This window comes from Bacillus sp. TE8-1 (assembly GCF_008368855.1).
GTDB classification, from domain to species: domain Bacteria; phylum Bacillota; class Bacilli; order Bacillales; family Bacillaceae_G; genus Bacillus_A; species Bacillus_A cereus.
This window is the reverse complement of the sequence record NZ_QPET01000014.1, coordinates 549,719-570,163: the sequence shown is the minus strand read 5'-3', so window position 1 is coordinate 570,163 and position 20,445 is coordinate 549,719. Positions and strand designations below refer to the sequence as shown.

Below are 20,445 nucleotides of genomic sequence, written 5' to 3'. Positions count from 1 at the left end.
ATGTAGTCCTCCTCTCACGTTGTTACTCTTCGTTGTTTAAACGCCCTGTAATTGCTTCTTTAGCAACTTCACGATCATCGAAATGATGAACTTCTTTACCAATAATTTGATACGTTTCATGCCCCTTACCAGCAATAATAATGATATCATCTGCTTTCGCTTTAGCGATTGCATGGTGTATTGCTTCTTTTCTATCAATGATCATTTCATAATTTTTCCCGCTTGCACCATGTACCATATCATCTAAAATAGCCGCTGGATCTTCACTTCTTGGATTATCTGATGTATAAATTGCATGAGTTGCATATTTTGTTGCAACACTTGCCATTATCGGTCTCTTCGTTCGGTCCCTATCGCCACCGCAACCAACGATACAATACACATCACCTTTTGCAAATTGTTTTGCAGTTTTTAATACATTTTCTAAACTATCTGGCGTATGTGCGTAATCAACAATAACTGTATAATTTTGCCCTCCATCAACAACTTCAAAACGTCCTGGAACCCCAGCTAAATCCTTTATAACAGCAATGATTGTTTCTAATTTCACACCCGAAACAAGTCCTGCTGCTGTTGCTGCAAGTACGTTATATACATTAAATTTACCTATTAATTTCATCGTAACATTTACACTTTCATATGGTGTGACAAGCGTAAATGTAGTCCCGCCACTCGTCATAACGATATTTTTTGCCATAATGTCACTTGTTGTATCAATACCATATGTTACAACTGTTGCTGCAGTACTTCTCATATACTCTTCTGTTACATTATCATCGCTATTCAGCACAGCGTACTTTTCACGATTATGATTATAACTATTGCCAAGCTGTGCAAATAGTAACCCTTTTGCATGTTTATATTCTTCCATCGTTTTATGATAGTCTAAATGATCTTGTGTTAAATTCGTAAACACCGCTACATCGTAATCACATCCGTGTACACGACCAAGATTTAACGCATGTGACGAAACTTCCATTACCGTGCTGTCCACACCTTGTTCAACCATTTTTGAAAACGTCTGTTGAAGTGTTAGTGCATCTGGTGTTGTATTTTTCACCTCAAATGTTTCATCACCGATTTTCATATTAATCGTTCCAATTAGCCCTGTTTTATGACCATGTGCTCGCATAATCTCATCCATAATATGCGATGTTGTTGTCTTTCCATTTGTACCTGTAATTCCGATTAAATGTAACTTGTGTGTCGGTTGACCATAAAAATAATCAGCTAAAACCGCTAACGAACGAAAAGTATTTTTCACAAGTACAACTGGAACGTCAACATCAATTGGTCTTTCCGCAACAATAGCAGCCGCTCCTTGTGCCGCTGCTTGCTTAGCAAAATCATGGCTATCAACCGTATATCCTTTCATACATACAAATAAGCTTCCCTCTTTCACTTTACGTGAATCAGCTTCTATAGATGTGATTTCTGGATTTTCTTTTGGAACAACTGGAAAATCATGCAAACATGATACAAGTGTATGCAACTTCATTTCACTAAACCCTCTCTACATTGTTTATTTATCTTTTTTTCAGTAAGCAACACATTACCTCCTATATAAGGAGGTAAGTGCTACTGACCTATTTATGAATGAGACACTTACTGTCTCAAATTAAGTAACTGTTCTATAAAGAACTCACTTCCACCAATTGTACCATAAAACGTACTATGTTACCTTTAATTCCCGAAGTAAATTCTAATTTTTGAGCCTTCTTTTACTTTAGCTCCCGCTTCTGGTGATTGTTTAATTACTTTCTCTCCATCTCCACTTATATCAAGCTTCAAATCGACGAGTTGTGTTTGTAAGTCTTTCTTTTTCATTCCAATTAAATTCGGAACTTCCACAGTTGGTGTATCGCCCCATTTATATTCTTTCTCAACTTGTTCTTTTCTCGGTTTCACTCCCATAACAGGAAGCGCATCTCGAAGGATATTCCCGACAATCGGAGCTGCTACCACTCCACCAAACTGTGTAACCCCTTTTGGATTATCAACAGCAACATACACAACAATCTCTGGATCATCCGCTGGAGCAAATCCGATAAAAGATACTATATAATTATTCTCTAAATATTTACCATCTTTCACCTTTTGAGCAGTACCCGTTTTTCCACCTACACGATATCCATCAATATAAGCACCTTTACCAGAACCTTTCGCTACAACATTCTCTAATGCATAACGAACTTTTTCTGAAGTTTCCTTGGAAATAACTTTTCTTTTCTCAACAGGTGTCTTTTTACTAACAACTTGATTATTTTTCGGATCAATAAACTCCTTAGCTATATACGGCTGATACAATGTTCCACCATTTACAGCCGCCGCTACAGCTGCTACTTGTTGAATCGGTGTAACAGAAACCCCTTGGCCGAATGAAGTTGTTGCTTGCTCTACTGGACCAACTTTATCTAAATTAAATAAAATCCCACTGCCTTCACCTTGCAAGTCAATTCCAGTCTTCTGCCCAAAACCAAAATTACGAATGTATTTAAATAATCGGTCTTTACCAAGGCGATCACCAAGTTCAATAAATCCCGGGTTACATGAGTTTTGAACGACTTCTAAAAACGTTTGACTGCCATGACCTCCTGCTTTCCAGCATTTCAATCTAGCTCCACCTACTTCAGCTGCTCCATCATCATAAAACGTATCCTTCTCTAAGTCTACTAAATTTTCATTCAATGCTGCAGCTAATGTAATGATCTTAAATGTTGAACCAGGCTCATACGTACTCCATACAGGTAGATTTCTGTTATACACTTCTGGAGAGACACTTTGAAAATCCGCTGGGTCAAAACTCGGTCGACTAGACATACCTAAAATTTCACCATTTTTAGGATTCATTGCAATCGCAATCATACCGTCAGGATTATAAGTTGACTCCGCAATATTCATTTCTCTTTCCATAATCCTCGTAATACGCGCATCGATTGTTAATCCTAAATTTAAACCAGCTTCTGGCTTTTTGAAATCATCACCAACATTAGGCATCCTTTGTCCTTTCGCATCTGCAAAAAAACGCACATGACCTTTGTCCCCATTTAGCTCTTTATCATAATATTTTTCTAGTCCCATAAGACCTTGGTTATCGCTACCTGCAAAACCTAATACATGTGATAAAAAGTTTCCAAATGGATAGTACCGGATAGAATCCTCTGCGATATACACGCCCTTCAAACTTAATCCTCGTACTTCTTTCGCTTTGTCATGTGATATTTTCCTTCCGCCTTTATCTAACCTTACAATCGATTCTTTTTTTGTAATCCTTTTATAAATCTCATCTTTTTCCACACCTAATACTGCAGCTAACTTCTCTGCAGTCTCTGCTGGTTTTTCAATTTGCCTCGGTACAACAAAGACAGTTGGAGCACTTTTATTCGTGGCAAGTTCCACACCATTTCGGTCTAAAATTTTCCCACGTTCGGGTTCAAAAGTAATATTACGACTCCATGAATCTTTCGCACGATCCGTTAACATATTCCCAAGAAAAAATTGCACATATCCAAGACGAATATCGATAATAGTGAAAATAAGTATACCTGATATAAGTATAAAAATAAGTCGTTTTCTAACTGTTACATTTGATACACGCATATCGGAACAAGCCTCCCTTACGCCTAGCTTGTTCCAATATATGCTTGTACTTATTTAATTAGAACTTATTCTCTTTTACCATTACGGCTTTTCTGCTTCTTGCTGTGGTTCGAGTGGCGGTACGAGTGTGACACCTAATTCTGTACCAGGTTGTAATAATGTTCCTTCCGCCACACTTTGTTCTGTTACGTATCCTGTACCAGAAGGTTTCAAGTTAAGCTGTAATGTCTTCGCTAAATTCATAACATCACGCAGTGCCCATCCTTGTATATTTGGCATTGTAGGCTTATCTCCTACCAAGAAGACTCGGTCGCCTTTTAATGTTTGTTCAGTTGCTTTTGGTACTTGTTGCTGTACTTTCCCTTCACCTAGTACGATTGGACGAAGTTTTGCTTTATCAATCGCTTTCCCCGCTTCAGCCATCGTTTTACCAGTTACATCTGGAACAGTAGTTTGTTGTTCTTTCAGATGTTTTTTCGGATCTTTCACTTCATTTGGCTTAATCTTTAAATACTCTAAACTATTTTTTGTTACATATTTAAAAATATCAGCTAAAGGTTGTGCGCCGTTCTCGTCATCTTTTAATTTCGGCTGTTTAACAGCTACATACACGACAAGTTGTGGATCGTCCATTGGTGCCATACCTAAGAATGAGAATATATAATTCTGTCTTCCTGTCATATAGCCGCCTTTTCCATCCGGAATTTGCGCTGTACCTGTTTTACCACCAACTGAATATCCATCAATTTTATAAGCTGTCCCTGTACCTTTCGGAGATGTAACAACACGTTCTAATAACTGTCTTACTTGCGCTGCTGTTTCCTTTGTAACAGGTTTTCCTACTTCTTCTGGCTTATGTTCTAATTTTACTTTGTCTGTTATCGGATCTACAATTTTATCAATTGCATAAGGTTTCATCATTTTCCCATCATTTGCAATGGCCGTTGCAGCTTGTACAAGCTGAATTGGTGTTACAGTGGAACCTTGTCCAAAAGCTGTTGTCACTTGTTGTATTTGCTGATCAAATAAAATTGTATTCGATCCTTCACCTGATAAATCAATGTTCGTTTTTTCATCTAATCCAAAACTATGAATATATTTTCGGAAACGTTCTGGACCAAGTTTTTGATCTCCTAAAATTGCAAACGCTACGTTTGAAGAACGCTCTACCCCTTCATCAAACGTGATAGAGCCCCAACCAGCACCGCCATTATGATCTTTTATTTTCCTATTTCCGACTTGATATGTCCCGGATTGATAATAATCTTGTCCTTTGTACACACCTTCATTAATAGCTGCCGCTAACGTAAAAATTTTCATTGTTGATCCAGGTTCAAATGCATTGGCAATCGCGTCATTGAAGAAATATTTAATTTGGCGATCATTAGGGTCATAACTAGGTTTAGTAGACATCGCTAATATTTTCCCAGTTTTCGGATCTGCAACAATCCCTATTAAACTTTCTGGCTCATATTGCTTACTTGCTGCTTTCATCGCGTCTTCTAAATAACTTTGGACACGTTGATCAATTGTTAAATAAGCGTTATCTCCATTTTTAGGTGCCTTTACATTAACTTTTCCCCCATCAAGGGACACACCTTTACGATCACCTGTATATGCTACTTCTCCGTTCGAAGCACTTAAGTATTTATCCAAGCTTTTCTCTATGCCAAATTGACCTACCGAGGTTCCATTCTCATTTGGTTTTGCATGACCTATAACGTAAGATGCAAAATCACCGTTTGGATACACCCTTGCATTTTCTGTAATAAAAGATATTCCCGGCAACTTCAACGCTTCTATTTGTTCCTTCTTTTCTTTCGTCAAATCCTTGCCTAACGTTCCAAATTCGACTTGACTTCTACCTTCCTTGTTTAAAGAAGCTAAAATATCCTCTTCGCCTTTTCCAAGTACTCCTGCAATTTTCTTTGCAGTATCTTCTTTATTCTCAACTGAGTTAGCACCTTTTAGTGCAGCTACCATTTTGTAAGAGTTTGCGTCTTGCGCTAACACATGACCGTTTTGATCATAAATGGTTCCTCGGTTCGCTTCAAGAACTCCTGTTTTACTATGCTTTTGTTTAGCAAGTGCATCTAAATCCTGATTATGAACTGTTCCTGTTGATTGTATGTAAAAAAATCGGGCTAATAACAGCAAAAAGAGCAGGAGGAAAAATATCATAAAATAACCTGCTCCCTTATTGGTATGAAATTTAGTCATATTCTTCTTCATCGTTCCTTCACACCTATTGCCTTATTTGAGGCCTTTCACATTATTCGCATTAATTTCTAGCCCGTGTTTTTTTGCAACTTCAGCGATCCGTTCATAGCGACTTAACTTCTCTACTTCAGCTTGTAATTCTTGATTTTCTTTTTGCTGCTGTACAATTTTTTCTTCTATCGTCGCTGCTTCTACATTAACTTGATAAAGGCCTGCTTTATTTCCAATAAACGCGACACAGGCATACAATAAAAAGCCAATAAACGCTACATACAACAGTTTTTCGATTCTTGTAATTTTCGCTTTAACCTTCGGCTTAGCCATCTGCTGTGGGGGCGTTTGAATTTGCACCTCTTCTTGCGCTTGTTGTTTGTACTTTACAGCTAAATTAGTCATACCTCTCTCTCCCTTTTATCGTTTTTCAGCGATTCTCAACTTCGCAGAACGCGCACGATTATTTTCTTCTAGCTCTATATCAGAAGGTAAAATCGGTTTTCTTGTAATAAGCTTTAATTTCGGCTTAAATTCATCAGGAATAATCGGTAATCCTGGCGGCAATTGTGGCGTTGTACTATTTCGCTTAAACGTTGTTTTACAAATACGATCTTCTAATGAATGGAATGTTATAACACTAACCCTTCCACCTGGCTTAACCATCTCAATAGCAGATTCCAATGCTTCTTCAAATACTTTTAATTCATCATTTACAGCTATACGAATTGCCTGAAACACTCGCTTAGCAGGATGCCCACCCGTTCTGCGAGCAGGAGCCGGAATACCTTCTTTAATTAGCTCTACTAATTCTCCTGTCGTTTCAATAGCTTTATTCTCACGATAAGCTTCAATTTTTCTTGCAATTTGTTTTGAAAATTTCTCTTCACCGTATTGGAAGAAAATCCTTACAAGTTGTTCATATGACCAGCTATTTACAACATCGTACGCTGTTAATGGGGCATCTTGATCCATCCGCATATCTAGCGGTGCATCATGATGATAACTAAAGCCTCGTTCTGGTGTATCTAATTGTGGGGATGAAACACCTAAATCAAATAAAATACCGTCTACTTCTGTTATACCTATTTCCTGCAGTTTTTCAGCTAAATAACGGAAGTTACTCTTTACTGTTATAAACTGTTCACCGTATGAAGAGAACTTTTCTTTCGCGTTTTGAATCGCTATCTCATCTTGATCAAACGCTATTAATTTTCCACCTTCAGTTAATTGGGATAATAAATAAGAACTATGTCCTCCTCCCCCCAGTGTACAATCTACATATGTACCATCTGGCTTTATATCTAAGCCGTCTACTGTTTCCTTTAAAAGCACTGTTACGTGTTTAAACATTGTTGCACCTACTCTTTTTCCAATTAATTATGTTGAATGTATCCCTTCCTCTAAACACATATTTCACGCTTAGAGAATGAAATAATACGAAAGAACGACTCATTTAACTTACCAACAAAGGCAACATACTATACAAATCGCTATTTTCTTTTATTATATACTAAATTTTATCATCTTTTGCGGGAATTTAAATAAAAAACTGTCGAAAAAGCGAATAATACGTTTACATTTTGTGCTATTTTGTCATATATTTAAGTATCCAACACAATTGCCATATTTAACACTTTTTCGATTGATAATTCAGAAAAAAATCACTTCACAGTAAATTCAACGGAATAAAAATAAAATCCTGCTCCAAAGAGCAAGATTTTATAGTTTTATAACATGATGTTTTCCGTCCCAAGAAAAAGGGTTTTCCATTACACGATCAACGAAATCCAAACCAAACTGATTTAAATAATAACATACATTCCACACACGTTCTTGCGGTGCACCTAATGGACGAAGTGCGAATTGTATACGGCGGAATTTATTTAGCTGAACCTCATACTTTTTCTCAACATTTCTTTTCAACATTCTTTCCAGCAGTTCAATTTGTTCATTAATTTTCAATTCGTTTTTCCCTGCAAACGCACCTAACCCTGGCTCTATTTTCTTTACAAATTGCTGTAAAGATGTATGAATATCGGCAATTTCTTTTTTCGCCTTTTCAAAATGATCATCAATCGGTTCCTCTATTTGATTAGACAACCAGTTTTCACGCAATTTATCGACATCATTTAAAAACGGATCACTTTCTCTCAATTGCAAATCAAATAAATCCGTCGCTATATCTCTCTCCACATAAGTAATTGTAAGACGAGGAACGACAGGTGGCATTTGAAAACCGACAGTATGGAATACTTGTTGTAATTCACTCCAATAAGCTAATTCTCCTGGACCTCCAATAAATGCGAGCGTAGGAAATACATACTCTTGCATAAGAGGACGTGTTACAACATTATTACTAAAACGTGCCGGATTTCTCTCCATCTCTTCAATCAACTCTTCGTATGAAAAGGAATGCGCCCCATCCTTTCCAACAAACTTACCTTGTTGATCTTCAAGCAATACTCGTTCATTATCTATTTCCATGAATATATGCACTGCATGAGACTTCGTTTCAATAATCGGTTTGTATCCTAGTTCTTTAATTACTTCTTGCTGATTACGAAGCCCCTCTTGTATCTCTTTATACTTACTTATAATTCGCTTGAAAAATGGAATTTCTAACTTTCTTAATTCAGGATGATGTGAATCAACAAGGATTAAACCAGAATTAGCAAAGATTTTCGTAATAAGATGAGCAAAGAAATCTACATACGTATTCGATTTTTTCAAAGCATCATCAACAAATTTTAATACATCCTTTGTAAAATTTGTTTCTGGGTATGTTTTAAAAATCTCTTCAATCCAATTTCTACAATCTTCAACAGAAAGTTCAGACTCAGAAGCACTCGCCTTTTTCGGATTACGGTCATAAAAAATAGTTTTTTTCATCTTTTTATTTTTCGCTACAAAAGTATGGTTAATCTCATCCATATCATGGTCTTCACCCGCAATCCAGAAGACAGGGACAACTTTAACTCCTAAACTTTCTTCCTTTTCCTTTGCAAGCTGTAAAATTGAAATAACTTTATGAATTGTATAAAGCGGTCCAGTTAATAACCCTGCTTGTTGTCCAGCTATAACAACATATGTATTTTCATCTCCAAGCGCTTTTACATTTTGAAGTGTAGATTCTCCCGCTTGTAATTTTGTATTATATTCTAATAAATGCGCTACTAAATCTTGGCGGAAAAACTCCCTTTCACGCAAATCATGTAAACGTTGTTTAAAAGCATCTTCTGTTAACATATAATCAAAACATGACTGTATCTCTTTTTTACCGTTCATATAGTCCGCTACAACACCTTGTTGCGGAACAGAGATTTCTTTTATCTCCATATAATTCTTCCTTTCGTATCCAGTTCTCTCACCAATCCACATTGTAGTCAATGTTTCACGTAAAAGCAAAGAATAACACTTATACTCTTGTTTCTAACCCTTTTATTGCATCGAACAAAAATTGAAGTGTCGGAACTGGTAGTTGCTGTTTCTTAGCTTCTTCTAATACATATCCAACAATCGCATTAATTTCCGTCTGTCTATTCGCTCTTACATCCGCTAACATAGAGGATGTATTACGAGACGTTCCTTCACACACATTTCGTACCATTTGCCATACCATTTCTTTTTCTCCTCTAATAAGAAATGCGACCTCCTGAAACACTTGCTCCATCATTTGATAAAAAAAACGATTCGTGATTAATTCACCATTCTTAACTCCCAATAGTGCTGTCAATGGATTGATACATACATTTACTACTAATTTTTTGTGCATAATCTCTTCCCAATCCGTTTCTATTTGAACTGGAAAATAAGTAACAGGAAAATAACGGCATATTTTCTTGAAATGTATAGATTGACCACAAACCACTCCAAATTTTGTTACCCCTATCCCAGTATGATGAACGATATGCCCTCCCTCTTTTTTCGCACCATGTTCTACAATACCAACAGCTATATTTTCACTCCCTATTTTCAGCATCTTTTGAAGATGCGACATTCCGTTTTGCAAAAAGATTAATGATGATGCCCCTTCCACAAACGGTAGTACGTCATCTATATGATATTGCTTCACAGAAATAAATATATAATCTAAATTTTGTGCTACCATACTTTCTATCGGTAAAACAGATGGATATACTGTTTCACATCTTCCATCTCTAATACAAGTTACACCTGTTTCATTCAACTCTTCAGCCTGCTTAGCCGTTCTTGTAAACAACGTAACATCTTGGCTACTTTTTTGTAAATAAAATGTATACAATAGACCAATAGCACCTGGTCCGACAATTCCAATTTTCATTTTCACACAAGGGATTCACATTAAGCGCCCTTGCCTCCCCTCCTTTTTATATCTTTTTAAAGTACATGAGCACGCCCTATAATTTCGTTGTCCTCTGCCAAACAAATACACTCTCTTTTTTCGCTATGTATAATACTGCCTATTAATACACTTATACTCTTAGTTTAGCAAATCCTCAAAAAAATAATAAAAGAAATATACTATCTTCTTCATAAAAATAAAAAAATGAGTTATACTATTATTGTAAATATTTTTACTTTTCTGCATTCAACAAGATAACAAAAGGATGTGATGTAATGGGATTCCCAAAAGTTGAGCGCTTGCTCATCAATTATAAAACGTTAGATGAATTCAAAAAATTTAAAGGGTGCGGAGCCCAAGAACTATCTATGCTGGAAGAATTGCAAGCAAACATTATTGAAAACGACAGTGAATCTCCATTTTATGGCATTTATTATGGTGGATCACTAATCGCACGTATGAGTCTATATATGAAAAGAAACGGCGGAGAACCATTCGAAATTACAGGTCCTTACCTAGAACTTTATAAACTTGAAGTATTACCAACTTTTCAAAAACAAGGATTCGGGCAAATGCTTGTAAATCATGCGAAACAAATGCAATTTCCTATTAAAACAATAGCACGTATTCATTCAGCTGGTTTTTGGGATAAATTAAATTTCAACCCCGTATCAGTAACTGATGGTGATTTTTATATTTGGCATCCAGAAACAAATTTGAATGCGGTTACAAACGAAGAATCGGCTTAAGAAATAAAAAACAGCTGTATAACAGCTGTTTTTTATTTCTTAAGCTTCTCTAACTTCTCATTCGAGCGAGCATTGTTTCTTTCCGCTACCATTACACTTCTTTTTTGATCGATATAATCAAGTAATGTTCTATACTCTTCTTCATATACTGATAATCGCTCCAGAAGGCGCTCTCTTTCTGTTTGTAATGATTCAACTTGTTGTTGCAACACCGTTAAAGAGTTTTCATCTTTATAATTTTGCAAGAAATCAATAACATCATTCAACGTAATTGACGTAGGTTCTAACACCTTTGTCTCTTTCACTTCATAATGTTCTACTTTACGAAGTTGCTTTGCTTCCTCAATACGTTCTTTATATTGCTTTCTTACGTAAGAATTCCACCTAAACCCACATGCTGCTGGTGTACGAGATAAATTTTTTCCCACTTCCTTAAAGGCAGAAAGTTGTGTTCCACCTTCTCGAATATGCCGGAGTACTACTTCTGCCAGAAGCAAATCTTCATCATCAGTCCAAGCATCTTGTCTTGTTGTCGCCATCTCTCTAGTCCTCCCTATGCATTTTTTATTAAGCATATGCAGTTACTAGAAAAGATAGAATACAACAACTAAAGATTAAGACAAAAAAAATAAACGCAGAAGATATCTTCTGCGTTTATTTTCCCGCAATTACTTGCTGATTACTTCTTTACCTTTGTAAGTACCGCATGCTTTACATACACGGTGAGCTAATTTCGCTTCACCACAGCTTGGGCACTCTACCATACCAGGTACTGATAATTTGAAATGCGTACGACGCTTTCTTTTTACTGTTTTAGAAGTTCTTCTAAAAGGTACAGCCATTCTTCCCACCTCCTTAAAAGAAATAGTTATTTTCATATGAAGGCCTGAACCAGTCTTCCGATTATTTGTCAAAAAACTTTGCAAGTCCTGCCAATCTTGGATCAACAGTCTTTTCTTTGTCTTCTTCCGAAATCACTTGCCAGTCTTGACCTTGCGTCGGTGCTCCACCAGAAACATCATCACTGAAAATTTGCATTGGAATCTCCAAAAGTATATTTTCCTTGATTACGGGCAGTAAGTCAAGTACTTCTCCTTCTAAAGAATGAATTTCAGCTTCAGTTTCAAATTCTTCTTGTGAAGTTTGAAACACCTCAGTTGTTTTAATGTCAAATGGTAATGTCACATCTACTAAAGAGCGAGAACATGGTAAAACCATGCTTCCAGTTATATGTAGATGAAACGTAAACTTACCGGAGCCAAAATCAACTCTTCCCGTTACATGAACAGGATTAATTTCACGAATATCTTTCTCGACCTCTTTTAGCTCACTTACATCTACCATCTCATCCAATGTCAATCCTTTATTTCTCAATTTATTCAATTGATGGATGGACCATTTCATATCATATCACCTCAAGGCAACAAACAAAATTATAGCTAGCCATTTTATATTTGTCAATGTTTTTTCTTTACACTATAATGAAGTCATCATAGTAAATAATATATAGAGTATCACGTTTTTCAAAAAGATGCTACATCGAAAGGAGAGATTACCATAAAAGCTGGTGGTATTGTTGTTGAATATAACCCTTTTCATAACGGTCATCTTTATCATGTGCAACAGACAAAAAAGTTAACACAATCCGATATAATAATTGCCGTTATGAGTGGTCCTTTTTTACAGCGTGGTGAGCCCGCACTCATTTCCAAATGGTATCGCACTAAAATGGCCTTAGCAAACGGCGTAGACCTTGTTGTAGAGCTTCCATACGTCTTTGCAACACAAAAGGCTGAAACCTTCGCAAATGGTGCTATTTCCATTTTAAATGCCCTACGTGTTTCCGAAATTTGTTTCGGTAGTGAGGATGGACAAATCGAAAATTTTTATAATACCATCTCCATACAAAAAAACGAAGAAGAGACTTTTAACTGCCTTGTAAAACAATTCATGGACGCTGGTAATAGTTATGCAAAAGCAACATCGGATGCTTTCTCACACATTTTAACATCTGAAAAAAACATAGATATGTCACAACCAAATAATATTTTAGGCTTCCAATATATGAAAGCAATTCTGTCACAAAATAGCTCTATACAAGCTCAAACTATAAAAAGATTTGCCTCTCATTATCATGATGAAACATTTAATGACCAACATATTGCAAGCGCGACAAGCATCCGAAAACAACTCTTTAGCGAAGAAGGATCATTTACAACAATTGAACCTTTTCTCCCACAGGCAACCACTTCGCTTTTAGCAAATTACAAACAAAACTACGGGATATTACATAATTGGGAACAATACTTTTCATTTTTTAAATATAGACTCATGACGATGTCTCCAGGGGACTTACGACATATATATGAAATAGAAGAAGGTTTAGAGCATCGTATTTTATCAAAAATACAAAACAGTTCCTCCTTCTATTCATTCATGGAAGCATTAAAAACAAAACGTTATACATGGACTAGATTACAAAGAGCTTGTACACACATTTTAACAAACACAACAAAAGAGGATATACGTAGCGCAAATATAGAACAACACGCACCATATATTCGCCTGCTAGGCATGTCACAAAAAGGACAAACTTACCTTTCAAAAAATAAGAAAAAAATCGAACTTCCAATCCTTACTCATACAAAAACATTCGACCATGCCGCTTTAGATATAGAGAAAAAAGCAAACTCTGTATATTTCTCCATCATGCACGAACCGTTACGCACACAACTATTAAAACAGGATATAACACACCATCCTATTCGCTATGATGAAACAACTACAAAATTCCTATAAAAAACCTCTCTATTTCAGAGAGGTTTTTTCCTTATCCATCTTTTCTAAATATGTTAACGCATCATCCAGCGTATCCACTGGTACAATTTTCATTTTTGTTTTAATATCCTTTGCAGTCTCAAGTGCATCTTTATAGTTCGATTTCTCCGCACCTTTTTCATTTGGCGCAAAGAACACTTCAGCCCCAGCATCGCTAGCAGCCACCACTTTTTGATTTATACCACCAATCGGGCCCACTTCTCCTTTTTCATTAATTGTACCTGTTCCAGCTATTTCATGTCCTTTCGTTAAGTCTTCTTCCACAAGTTGATTATATATTTCTAATGTGAACATTAAACCTGCGGATGGTCCACCAATTTCATGAGAATTAATTTTCACTTTCGGATCGACCACTAATTCTCTTTCTGTAACGATAGAAACACCTATACCGACACGTCCATTCCCATTAGGAATCGTCTTTACATTTAAATTCTCTTTCAATTGTTTTCCATTTCTCATGTACTCAATACTTACAGCATCATTTTCTTTTTTCCCTGTCATATATTCAATAAATTGCTCCGTCTTTTCAAACGTTTTTCCGTCAACAGCTATAATAACATCACCAAGCTTAAGCTTTCCTTCTGACGGCATTCCTTTTGCCACACCAGCAACTAATACACCTTTATTTTCAAAAGATACTGAGCGATTTGCACGTTTATATGCATTATAAATTGCTGCATTTTGTGAATCTTTCATCGCATAATTTTGGCGAAATTGATATTCTTCATCACTCTCACCTTTTTGCAATATTTCTTCCGCTTTCGAAATATGTGTATATTTATTAAACTGTGCCGCTATTAAATTCACCACATTTGCTGGTCCCATTGAAACCGTAACAAGCATAAAATCACCAGATTCTTTCGTTCCACCCTCAACTTGAACATAAGGCTCTAATTTGGCAGCCATTCCTGGTTTTGTTATATAATACGGTAAACGTACGTAAACAAGTAACATCGCCAATATAACCCCTATTAAGATTGCATATATAAACCGAAAACGCTTAAACATTATGTTTCTCCTTCCACTGCTCAATTAATAAATAAATATTTGAAATATGTTTTTCTGCTTCTACTTCTCCAACTCGAATAATGTCTTCAATGTTTGTAAAAGCACGTGAACTAAATTGCTCTACAGCTGGTCGCATCATTAAATCCGATGCAATTTGCCGATTCATTACAAGCTCATGCTGCATAATTTCAATACTTTGCATGATTACGTCATAAATGGACGTAACATCGCCATTTACCTTAATTGGAGATACATCAACAGCGATAACAATATCGGCCCCTAACTCTTTCACAACCGATACTGGGATGCGATCAATGACTCCACCATCCACTAATAATCTTCCATCTATTTTTTCTGGTACAAACACTCCAGGAACAGATATGCTAGCCCTCACCGCATCTGCAACTGGCCCACTTGTAAAAACCACTTTTTCCCCCTTCAATATGTCAGTAGCCACAACAGCCGTCGGGATATCTAACTCTTCTAAATTTTTATTATATGTAAACATTTTAATCATATCTTTGACACGTTTTCCAGCAATAAATCCCATTTTCGGTACCGTGAAATCTAAATAATACTTCCGCTTAAAAACAGATGCCAATTTATACAATCTTTCAACGTTACTACTTGCCGCATAAAACGTACCTATTAGCGCCCCCATACTACTTCCTGCAATCATGTGAATAGGGATACCCGCTTCCCTTAAAACCTTTATTACACCAATATGAGCAAACCCTTTCGCTCCTCCAGACCCAAGTGCTAAACCAATCTTTGGTTCTTTCATTTTTCTCACCCTTTAATTTTTTTCATTCCTTTTTCATACTTATGGTCTAAATTCACTACGTATCCACGTATACTGAAATGAACGTTTTTTGGGACAAAGGGGGATTTACTTACATGTATGAAAAATGGAAAACCGCTTTCCTTACCATATCAACGCTATTTTTAACCTTTTCTCTTGTACTCCACCCCCAAGCCGCTTTGCAAGCTTCTATTCGCGGGTTAAATATATGGTGGGAAGTTGTATTCCCTTCACTACTACCGTTTTTCATCATTGCGGAACTTCTAATTAGTATCGGTGTTGTAAAATTTATTGGCGTTATATTAGAACCACTCATGCGCCCACTTTTTCGCGTTCCAGGGATAGGCGGATTTGTTTGGGCGATGGGAATGGCTTCTGGTTTCCCTGCAGGCGCCAAATTAAGCGCTAGACTACGAAAAAGCAATCTTTTAACTCAGATTGAAGCGGAGCGCCTCGTTTCTTTCACAAATTCTTCTAATCCACTTTTTATTTTCGGTGCTGTGTCTATCGGTTTTTTTAATAATCCGAAATTAGGAATTATATTAGCCGCTGCCCATTATTTCAGTAACTTTGCTGTCGGATTAATTATGCGTTTTTACGGCGATAATACCGCTTACAAAATTAATACACACACTACAAAAAAACGTCGCTTTCAAAACCCTTTTTTAATCCTTCACGAGACACGCTTACAAGAAAAAAGACCAATTGGTAAATTACTTGGGGATGCCATTGTTTCTTCTATTCAAACATTACTTATGATTGGCGGATTTATTATTTTATTCTCTGTGTTAAATAAAATGATTACTGTATTTCACATTACAGCAGCTCTTTCTTTTATTATGCAACATATTTTATCATTCTTCCAACTAAGTACAGATTTTAGTATACCTATATTATCAGGTATTTTCGAAATGACACTCGGAAGCCAAATGATTAGTCAAATAAATGAAACACCGCTCTTACAACAAGCTATGGTAACAAGCTTCATTTTAGCATTTAGTGGTCTTTCTATTCAGGCACAAGTTGCTAGCATATTAGCTGAAACAGATATCCGATTTAAACCCTATTTTTTCGCACGAATTATTCAAAGTATTCTTGCCCCTATTTTTACATTTGTATTTTGGACACCATTTTATGAGAAAGTGAGTTCTTTCTCGCCTATGCCAAAAGATATTCCTGTATTTTTATCCGAGCATCCTTCTATACTACATGAAATTTGGACATCTTTTATACATTATGGACCAATTTTCACATTATTTTGTCTATACTTATATGTTATTTTATTATTTTTGCGCACATATAAAGAAAAACCCCGTTCACTTTAACGGGGTTTGAAACTTTTCTTTTAAAGCACGTTCTACAATAGGAGGTACAAGATCTACTACACTTCCTCCATACCTCGCAACTTCTTTTACAATACTCGAGCTTAAAAATGAATATTGATTGTTTGTCATAATAAAAAATGTTTCAATATTTTCATCTAATTTTCGATTCATAGAAGTAATTTGCATCTCATATTCAAAATCAGAAACTGCTCGTAAACCACGTAATATTGCATTTGCATTACGCATTTTTGCATACTCTACTAATAGCCCACTATGCGAATCTACTTTTACATTCGGAATATCCTTTGTCGCTTCTCGAATTAATTCTAATCGCTCTTCAACTGAAAAGAATGGTTTTTTTGATGAATTGTTTAAAACGACTACGTACACCTCATCAAATACTTTTGCTCCCCTTTTAATAATATCCAGATGCCCAAGGGTAATTGGATCAAAACTTCCTGAAGAAATAGCTATACTTGTCATTCTGTCCCCTCACCTTCATACTTATAAATCGATATTGCCGTAATCCCATAATTCTCAGCTCGTACTTTTACAAGCCTTCCTATTGAATTAGGTAAAACTACATCATTACCATGCTCTGCCATAATTAATCCATCACTATGTAGCAATCCATGTTGATCCATTATACTAATTAAAGATACAATTTTTTGCTCTTTATATGGAGGATCTATCAATATAAGATCGAATGACATTTCACGTTTTATTAGCGCCTTTACTGCACGTTCAGCATCATTTCGATATACTTCAGCTTGTTCCTGTACTCTACAACTTTCTAAATTTTGATGAATTACTTTTATCGCTTTACTATCCCGATCAACAAAAATTGCTTTATCAATCCCTCTGCTCAAAGCCTCAATTCCAAGACCACCACTACCACCAAATAAATCAAGGGCGATACCACCATCAAAATAAGGACCTATCATATTAAAAATAGATTCTTTTACTTTATCTGTCGTTGGACGTGTTGTATTACCAGGAACCGCTTTAAGTGGGTGTCCTTTACATTTTCCTGAAACTACTCTCATCTGTTGTCACTACCTTTATTTCAATCTATCGAGCGATTATAGAAAGCCATTCCCACTTCGGTAACCGTTAACAAACCACATTCACCTAACTATAGGAAAACTCGGCCTCAAATAACCTCTCGTTATTTTTATGTATTCATCTCATCATTCACTAATATGAACCCAATATGTATATTAGTTCCACTTTATCTTTTTTATCCTATCACAAAATAAAAAAAAGAAAAATAAAAAGCCCAACATAAAATTTAATTTCATTATGTATATCTTCATTTAGATTGGACATAAATAATTATAACAACATCATCTTCGATGTTGTTGCCAACCGCGGAGAAGACTTACGTTTCCCCATAAGTTCTTCCTCCGGTTTCTCCTCTCCCTTTGCCTTCTTACTAGTACATGCTAGTATAAGAAGGGCCCTGCTATGCAGGGTTTTTTTTCTTTGTGTGCTTTTCATTTAAAAAGTGAAATGGTACAGTAAAAGAAAGAGGAGGAAAAGATATGATTCAACGCTTTATAGAACTTGGAGAAGGCTACTCTGATTTATATGAATTACTTGAAATTGCCAAAACAAATCAAGAACGTATAGCACATATGTTACAATTTGAAACGATAAAAAACGATAAAAAAGTATGTTCGCTTGTTGTAATATTAAAACCAACTACTACTGGTGATTTCCAACCATTATACATATGTCGTGAAGGCATTCCTGTATTTGAAAATAAAAAAAGTAAACGTGTCATTTTATTTGAAGAAACGGCAGAACAACTCGGAAAAAAAGTGGCTACCTTTACTGTAAAACCATCTACAACTTTCCCAGAAAAAGAACTATTTTTTAATCATTTAATTGGTATTTTACGAATGAACAATTTCATTCCTCCGATGAAATAACACGTTATTTCAAGTGAAAAATCCCCGGCTAAATTTAGCCGGGGATTTTTTCTATTAGCTATAATCGTATTCTTTTGCTCGATCAGGACGGGAATTTTCAAATTCCGTTTTTAAATACGGGCGATACGACTGTTCTATCTTTTTCACAAAAGGAAGTTTGTTCAACTTATGCATCATATGCTCAATTTGTTCCATATCACAATATACTACAGCATATTTTAATCGTTTTGATATGTAATGTATGTTACCATATTTCCTTAAAATCTTGGCATGTTTCAATGAATGTAAATAAACAATCATACTTTGTCGTTGCCCGAACATAATCTTCTCCATCTTCTCCTTTTAAAAACATATATTTTATATTCTATGAAAACCAATCAGAAATTTATAACATTACAGGACAAACTCTGTATACGTTTTCTTCCAACTTCTAAAAAACGGGGTACATCACCCCGTTTTTTTACAACCACAACCTCCGCCAGTACCACAACCTCCACCACAGCCACCAGCATCAAAGAATGGATTTCCTGTTGGCACTTTAATGGAAGAAGACACTTCCGAACCGATTGCTACACTAACTTCGTCTAATAACTTCTGCAAAGCAGTTTCTGCTCTTTTAAAAGCTGCAACCTTATCATGTAAGTCCACAGAACGCTTTAATTCTCTCATTTTCATTGACACGGTAGTATAGTCAGGATGGTATTTTCCAAAACGCTGTACTTCCTCATACCGTTCTTTCATCGCTGTAAATTGCTGAACGAGCGTCTGAAGTTCCATATCTTCATGTAATTCTCTATAATACTTACGATAATCTTCTGCTATATCTGAACAGATAATCGCTTTTGCAAGCTGCTCTGCCTTATCTAATATTAATACGCTTTCTAGCGTCGCTACAATCATGAGAGACACCTCCGAGTATCCATCATACCACATTTAGATTAGAACTACTAATTGAAGTGACTTACTCAAAAGAAAGATATAATGAAACTATTTTTACACTATATCCGTACACACTTATACATTAATATGTTCCGCTATATTATATTTAAGAACATCCCACTTTCCACTATTTTGTTTCACATAACTAATACACGCATTTTTTAATGGTGTCTTAAATGTAATTTCATCTGGTTCTATGGCATGTAAAATCGCTTTTATCGCGTGTGAGTGAGCAACAATAATAATACGTTTGCCAAAATGAGTTGTCGCAACATCTTCTAAAGCAGCAAAGCAACGAGCTACAATCTCTTCATCTCGCTCCATACCTTCTACTTTACCTTCAGCAATCAACTCTCTAACAGCCGCAACCGGCTTCCCTGAAGCTTCTCCAAAATTCCGTTCAACAAATCGCTCATCTAATAAAATCGATTGTAATCCAACTGTCTTTGCAATTTCATTAGCCGTTTCTTGCGCTCTAATTAACGGGCTACTTATAATGATATCCCACGTTTCTTCTTGTAAAGCAGCTGCACTCTGACTCGCTTGCTTCTTACCAACTTCATTAAGCGGAATATCTTCTCGCCCCTGAATAATTTCTTGAAAATTCCAATCAGTTTGTCCATGTCGTACTAAACAAATTTCCGTCATGCTGCAACTCCTTTTTAAATAATCAACCTCTATTGTAACAAAAGTTCTGCATGACGGACATATTTTT

21 protein-coding genes are annotated in these 20,445 nt (G+C 36.0%); 4 read left to right on the top strand and 17 right to left on the bottom strand.

Annotated features, from left to right (window positions below; translation table 11 throughout):
• Positions 1 to 22: 22 nt before the first annotated feature.
• From murE to panE, 7 genes are all read right to left on the bottom strand, one after another.
• Positions 23 to 1,498 carry a UDP-N-acetylmuramoyl-L-alanyl-D-glutamate--2,6-diaminopimelate ligase gene (gene murE, locus DN404_RS14900; RefSeq protein WP_000766320.1) on the bottom strand — a complete coding sequence of 492 codons (1,476 nt, stop codon included), beginning with the start codon at positions 1,496 to 1,498 and terminating at the stop codon, positions 23 to 25.
• A 185-nt stretch (positions 1,499 to 1,683) separates the two neighbouring features.
• On the bottom strand, positions 1,684 to 3,600 hold the full coding sequence (locus DN404_RS14895) for a stage V sporulation protein D (protein ID WP_001266234.1): 1,917 nt from the start codon (positions 3,598 to 3,600) through the stop codon (positions 1,684 to 1,686).
• 81 nt (positions 3,601 to 3,681) lie between these two features.
• On the bottom strand, positions 3,682 to 5,832 hold the full coding sequence (locus DN404_RS14890; protein ID WP_000739963.1) for a penicillin-binding protein: 2,151 nt from the start codon (positions 5,830 to 5,832) through the stop codon (positions 3,682 to 3,684).
• A gap of 21 nt (positions 5,833 to 5,853) precedes the next feature.
• On the bottom strand, positions 5,854 to 6,216 hold the full coding sequence (gene ftsL, locus DN404_RS14885) for a cell division protein FtsL (RefSeq protein ID WP_000182804.1): 363 nt from the start codon (positions 6,214 to 6,216) through the stop codon (positions 5,854 to 5,856).
• Between the two features lie 15 nt (positions 6,217 to 6,231).
• Complete coding sequence (gene rsmH, locus DN404_RS14880; RefSeq protein ID WP_000472508.1) at positions 6,232 to 7,164, bottom strand: 16S rRNA (cytosine(1402)-N(4))-methyltransferase RsmH; 933 nt, start codon at positions 7,162 to 7,164, stop codon at positions 6,232 to 6,234.
• A gap of 369 nt (positions 7,165 to 7,533) precedes the next feature.
• Positions 7,534 to 9,150: a bacillithiol biosynthesis cysteine-adding enzyme BshC gene (gene bshC, locus DN404_RS14875; protein WP_006928286.1), complete on the bottom strand. Its 1,617-nt coding sequence runs from the start codon at positions 9,148 to 9,150 to the stop codon at positions 7,534 to 7,536.
• Positions 9,151 to 9,229: 79 nt separating this feature from the next.
• Positions 9,230 to 10,114 carry a 2-dehydropantoate 2-reductase gene (panE, locus tag DN404_RS14870; protein ID WP_149215199.1) on the bottom strand — a complete coding sequence of 295 codons (885 nt, stop codon included), beginning with the start codon at positions 10,112 to 10,114 and terminating at the stop codon, positions 9,230 to 9,232.
• Positions 10,115 to 10,410: 296 nt separating this feature from the next.
• Between panE and DN404_RS14865 the strand changes: the two genes are divergently transcribed.
• Entirely contained in the window at positions 10,411 to 10,884 is a 474-nt protein-coding gene (locus DN404_RS14865; RefSeq protein ID WP_000506694.1) for an N-acetyltransferase, read from the top strand.
• 32 nt (positions 10,885 to 10,916) lie between these two features.
• Here the strand turns inward: DN404_RS14865 and DN404_RS14860 are convergent, their stop codons facing one another.
• From DN404_RS14860 to DN404_RS14850, 3 genes are all read right to left on the bottom strand, one after another.
• Positions 10,917 to 11,423: an RsfA family transcriptional regulator gene (locus DN404_RS14860; protein WP_000246467.1), complete on the bottom strand. Its 507-nt coding sequence runs from the start codon at positions 11,421 to 11,423 to the stop codon at positions 10,917 to 10,919.
• A 129-nt stretch (positions 11,424 to 11,552) separates the two neighbouring features.
• On the bottom strand, positions 11,553 to 11,726 hold the full coding sequence (gene rpmF, locus DN404_RS14855; RefSeq protein WP_001984764.1) for a 50S ribosomal protein L32: 174 nt from the start codon (positions 11,724 to 11,726) through the stop codon (positions 11,553 to 11,555).
• Between the two features lie 61 nt (positions 11,727 to 11,787).
• Positions 11,788 to 12,288: a YceD family protein gene (locus tag DN404_RS14850; RefSeq protein WP_000872149.1), complete on the bottom strand. Its 501-nt coding sequence runs from the start codon at positions 12,286 to 12,288 to the stop codon at positions 11,788 to 11,790.
• Between the two features lie 213 nt (positions 12,289 to 12,501).
• On the opposite strand from DN404_RS14850, the gene DN404_RS14845 reads away from it, so the two are divergent.
• Entirely contained in the window at positions 12,502 to 13,683 is a 1,182-nt protein-coding gene (locus DN404_RS14845; RefSeq protein ID WP_002182932.1) for a nucleotidyltransferase, read from the top strand.
• A gap of 9 nt (positions 13,684 to 13,692) precedes the next feature.
• On the opposite strand, the gene DN404_RS14840 is transcribed toward DN404_RS14845, so the two are convergent.
• Both DN404_RS14840 and DN404_RS14835 read right to left on the bottom strand, forming a co-directional pair.
• On the bottom strand, positions 13,693 to 14,730 hold the full coding sequence (locus tag DN404_RS14840) for a SepM family pheromone-processing serine protease (protein ID WP_000476280.1): 1,038 nt from the start codon (positions 14,728 to 14,730) through the stop codon (positions 13,693 to 13,695).
• Positions 14,723 to 15,514, bottom strand: coding sequence for a patatin-like phospholipase family protein (locus DN404_RS14835; RefSeq protein WP_000662588.1), 792 nt, complete (start codon positions 15,512 to 15,514; stop codon positions 14,723 to 14,725). Before DN404_RS14835 ends, DN404_RS14840 begins: the two co-directional genes overlap by 8 nt.
• A 113-nt stretch (positions 15,515 to 15,627) precedes the next feature.
• On the opposite strand from DN404_RS14835, the gene ylbJ reads away from it, so the two are divergent.
• Entirely contained in the window at positions 15,628 to 16,857 is a 1,230-nt protein-coding gene (ylbJ, locus tag DN404_RS14830; RefSeq protein WP_000273082.1) for a sporulation integral membrane protein YlbJ, read from the top strand.
• Here the strand turns inward: ylbJ and coaD are convergent.
• Together coaD and rsmD are read right to left on the bottom strand one after the other, a co-directional pair.
• Positions 16,849 to 17,340, bottom strand: coding sequence for a pantetheine-phosphate adenylyltransferase (gene coaD, locus DN404_RS14825; RefSeq protein WP_000200601.1), 492 nt, complete (start codon positions 17,338 to 17,340; stop codon positions 16,849 to 16,851). The two genes, ylbJ and coaD, sit on opposite strands and share 9 nt — an antisense overlap.
• Positions 17,337 to 17,903 carry a 16S rRNA (guanine(966)-N(2))-methyltransferase RsmD gene (gene rsmD / locus DN404_RS14820; RefSeq protein ID WP_001266978.1) on the bottom strand — a complete coding sequence of 189 codons (567 nt, stop codon included), beginning with the start codon at positions 17,901 to 17,903 and terminating at the stop codon, positions 17,337 to 17,339. Before rsmD ends, coaD begins: the two co-directional genes overlap by 4 nt.
• A gap of 498 nt (positions 17,904 to 18,401) precedes the next feature.
• On the opposite strand from rsmD, the gene DN404_RS14815 reads away from it, so the two are divergent.
• On the top strand, positions 18,402 to 18,791 hold the full coding sequence (locus DN404_RS14815; protein ID WP_000616017.1) for a DUF7147 family protein: 390 nt from the start codon (positions 18,402 to 18,404) through the stop codon (positions 18,789 to 18,791).
• Positions 18,792 to 18,845: 54 nt separating this feature from the next.
• On the opposite strand, the gene DN404_RS14810 is transcribed toward DN404_RS14815, so the two are convergent.
• The 3 genes from DN404_RS14810 to DN404_RS14800 form a co-directional block, all read right to left on the bottom strand.
• Positions 18,846 to 19,112: a YlbG family protein gene (locus tag DN404_RS14810; protein WP_002082261.1), complete on the bottom strand. Its 267-nt coding sequence runs from the start codon at positions 19,110 to 19,112 to the stop codon at positions 18,846 to 18,848.
• Positions 19,113 to 19,238: 126 nt separating this feature from the next.
• Positions 19,239 to 19,691 (bottom strand): YlbF/YmcA family competence regulator, encoded by a 453-nt coding sequence (locus tag DN404_RS14805; RefSeq protein WP_149215152.1) that lies wholly within the window; start codon positions 19,689 to 19,691, stop codon positions 19,239 to 19,241.
• Positions 19,692 to 19,805: 114 nt separating this feature from the next.
• Positions 19,806 to 20,378 carry a histidine phosphatase family protein gene (locus DN404_RS14800; RefSeq protein WP_000134946.1) on the bottom strand — a complete coding sequence of 191 codons (573 nt, stop codon included), beginning with the start codon at positions 20,376 to 20,378 and terminating at the stop codon, positions 19,806 to 19,808.
• Positions 20,379 to 20,445 lie beyond the last annotated feature (67 nt).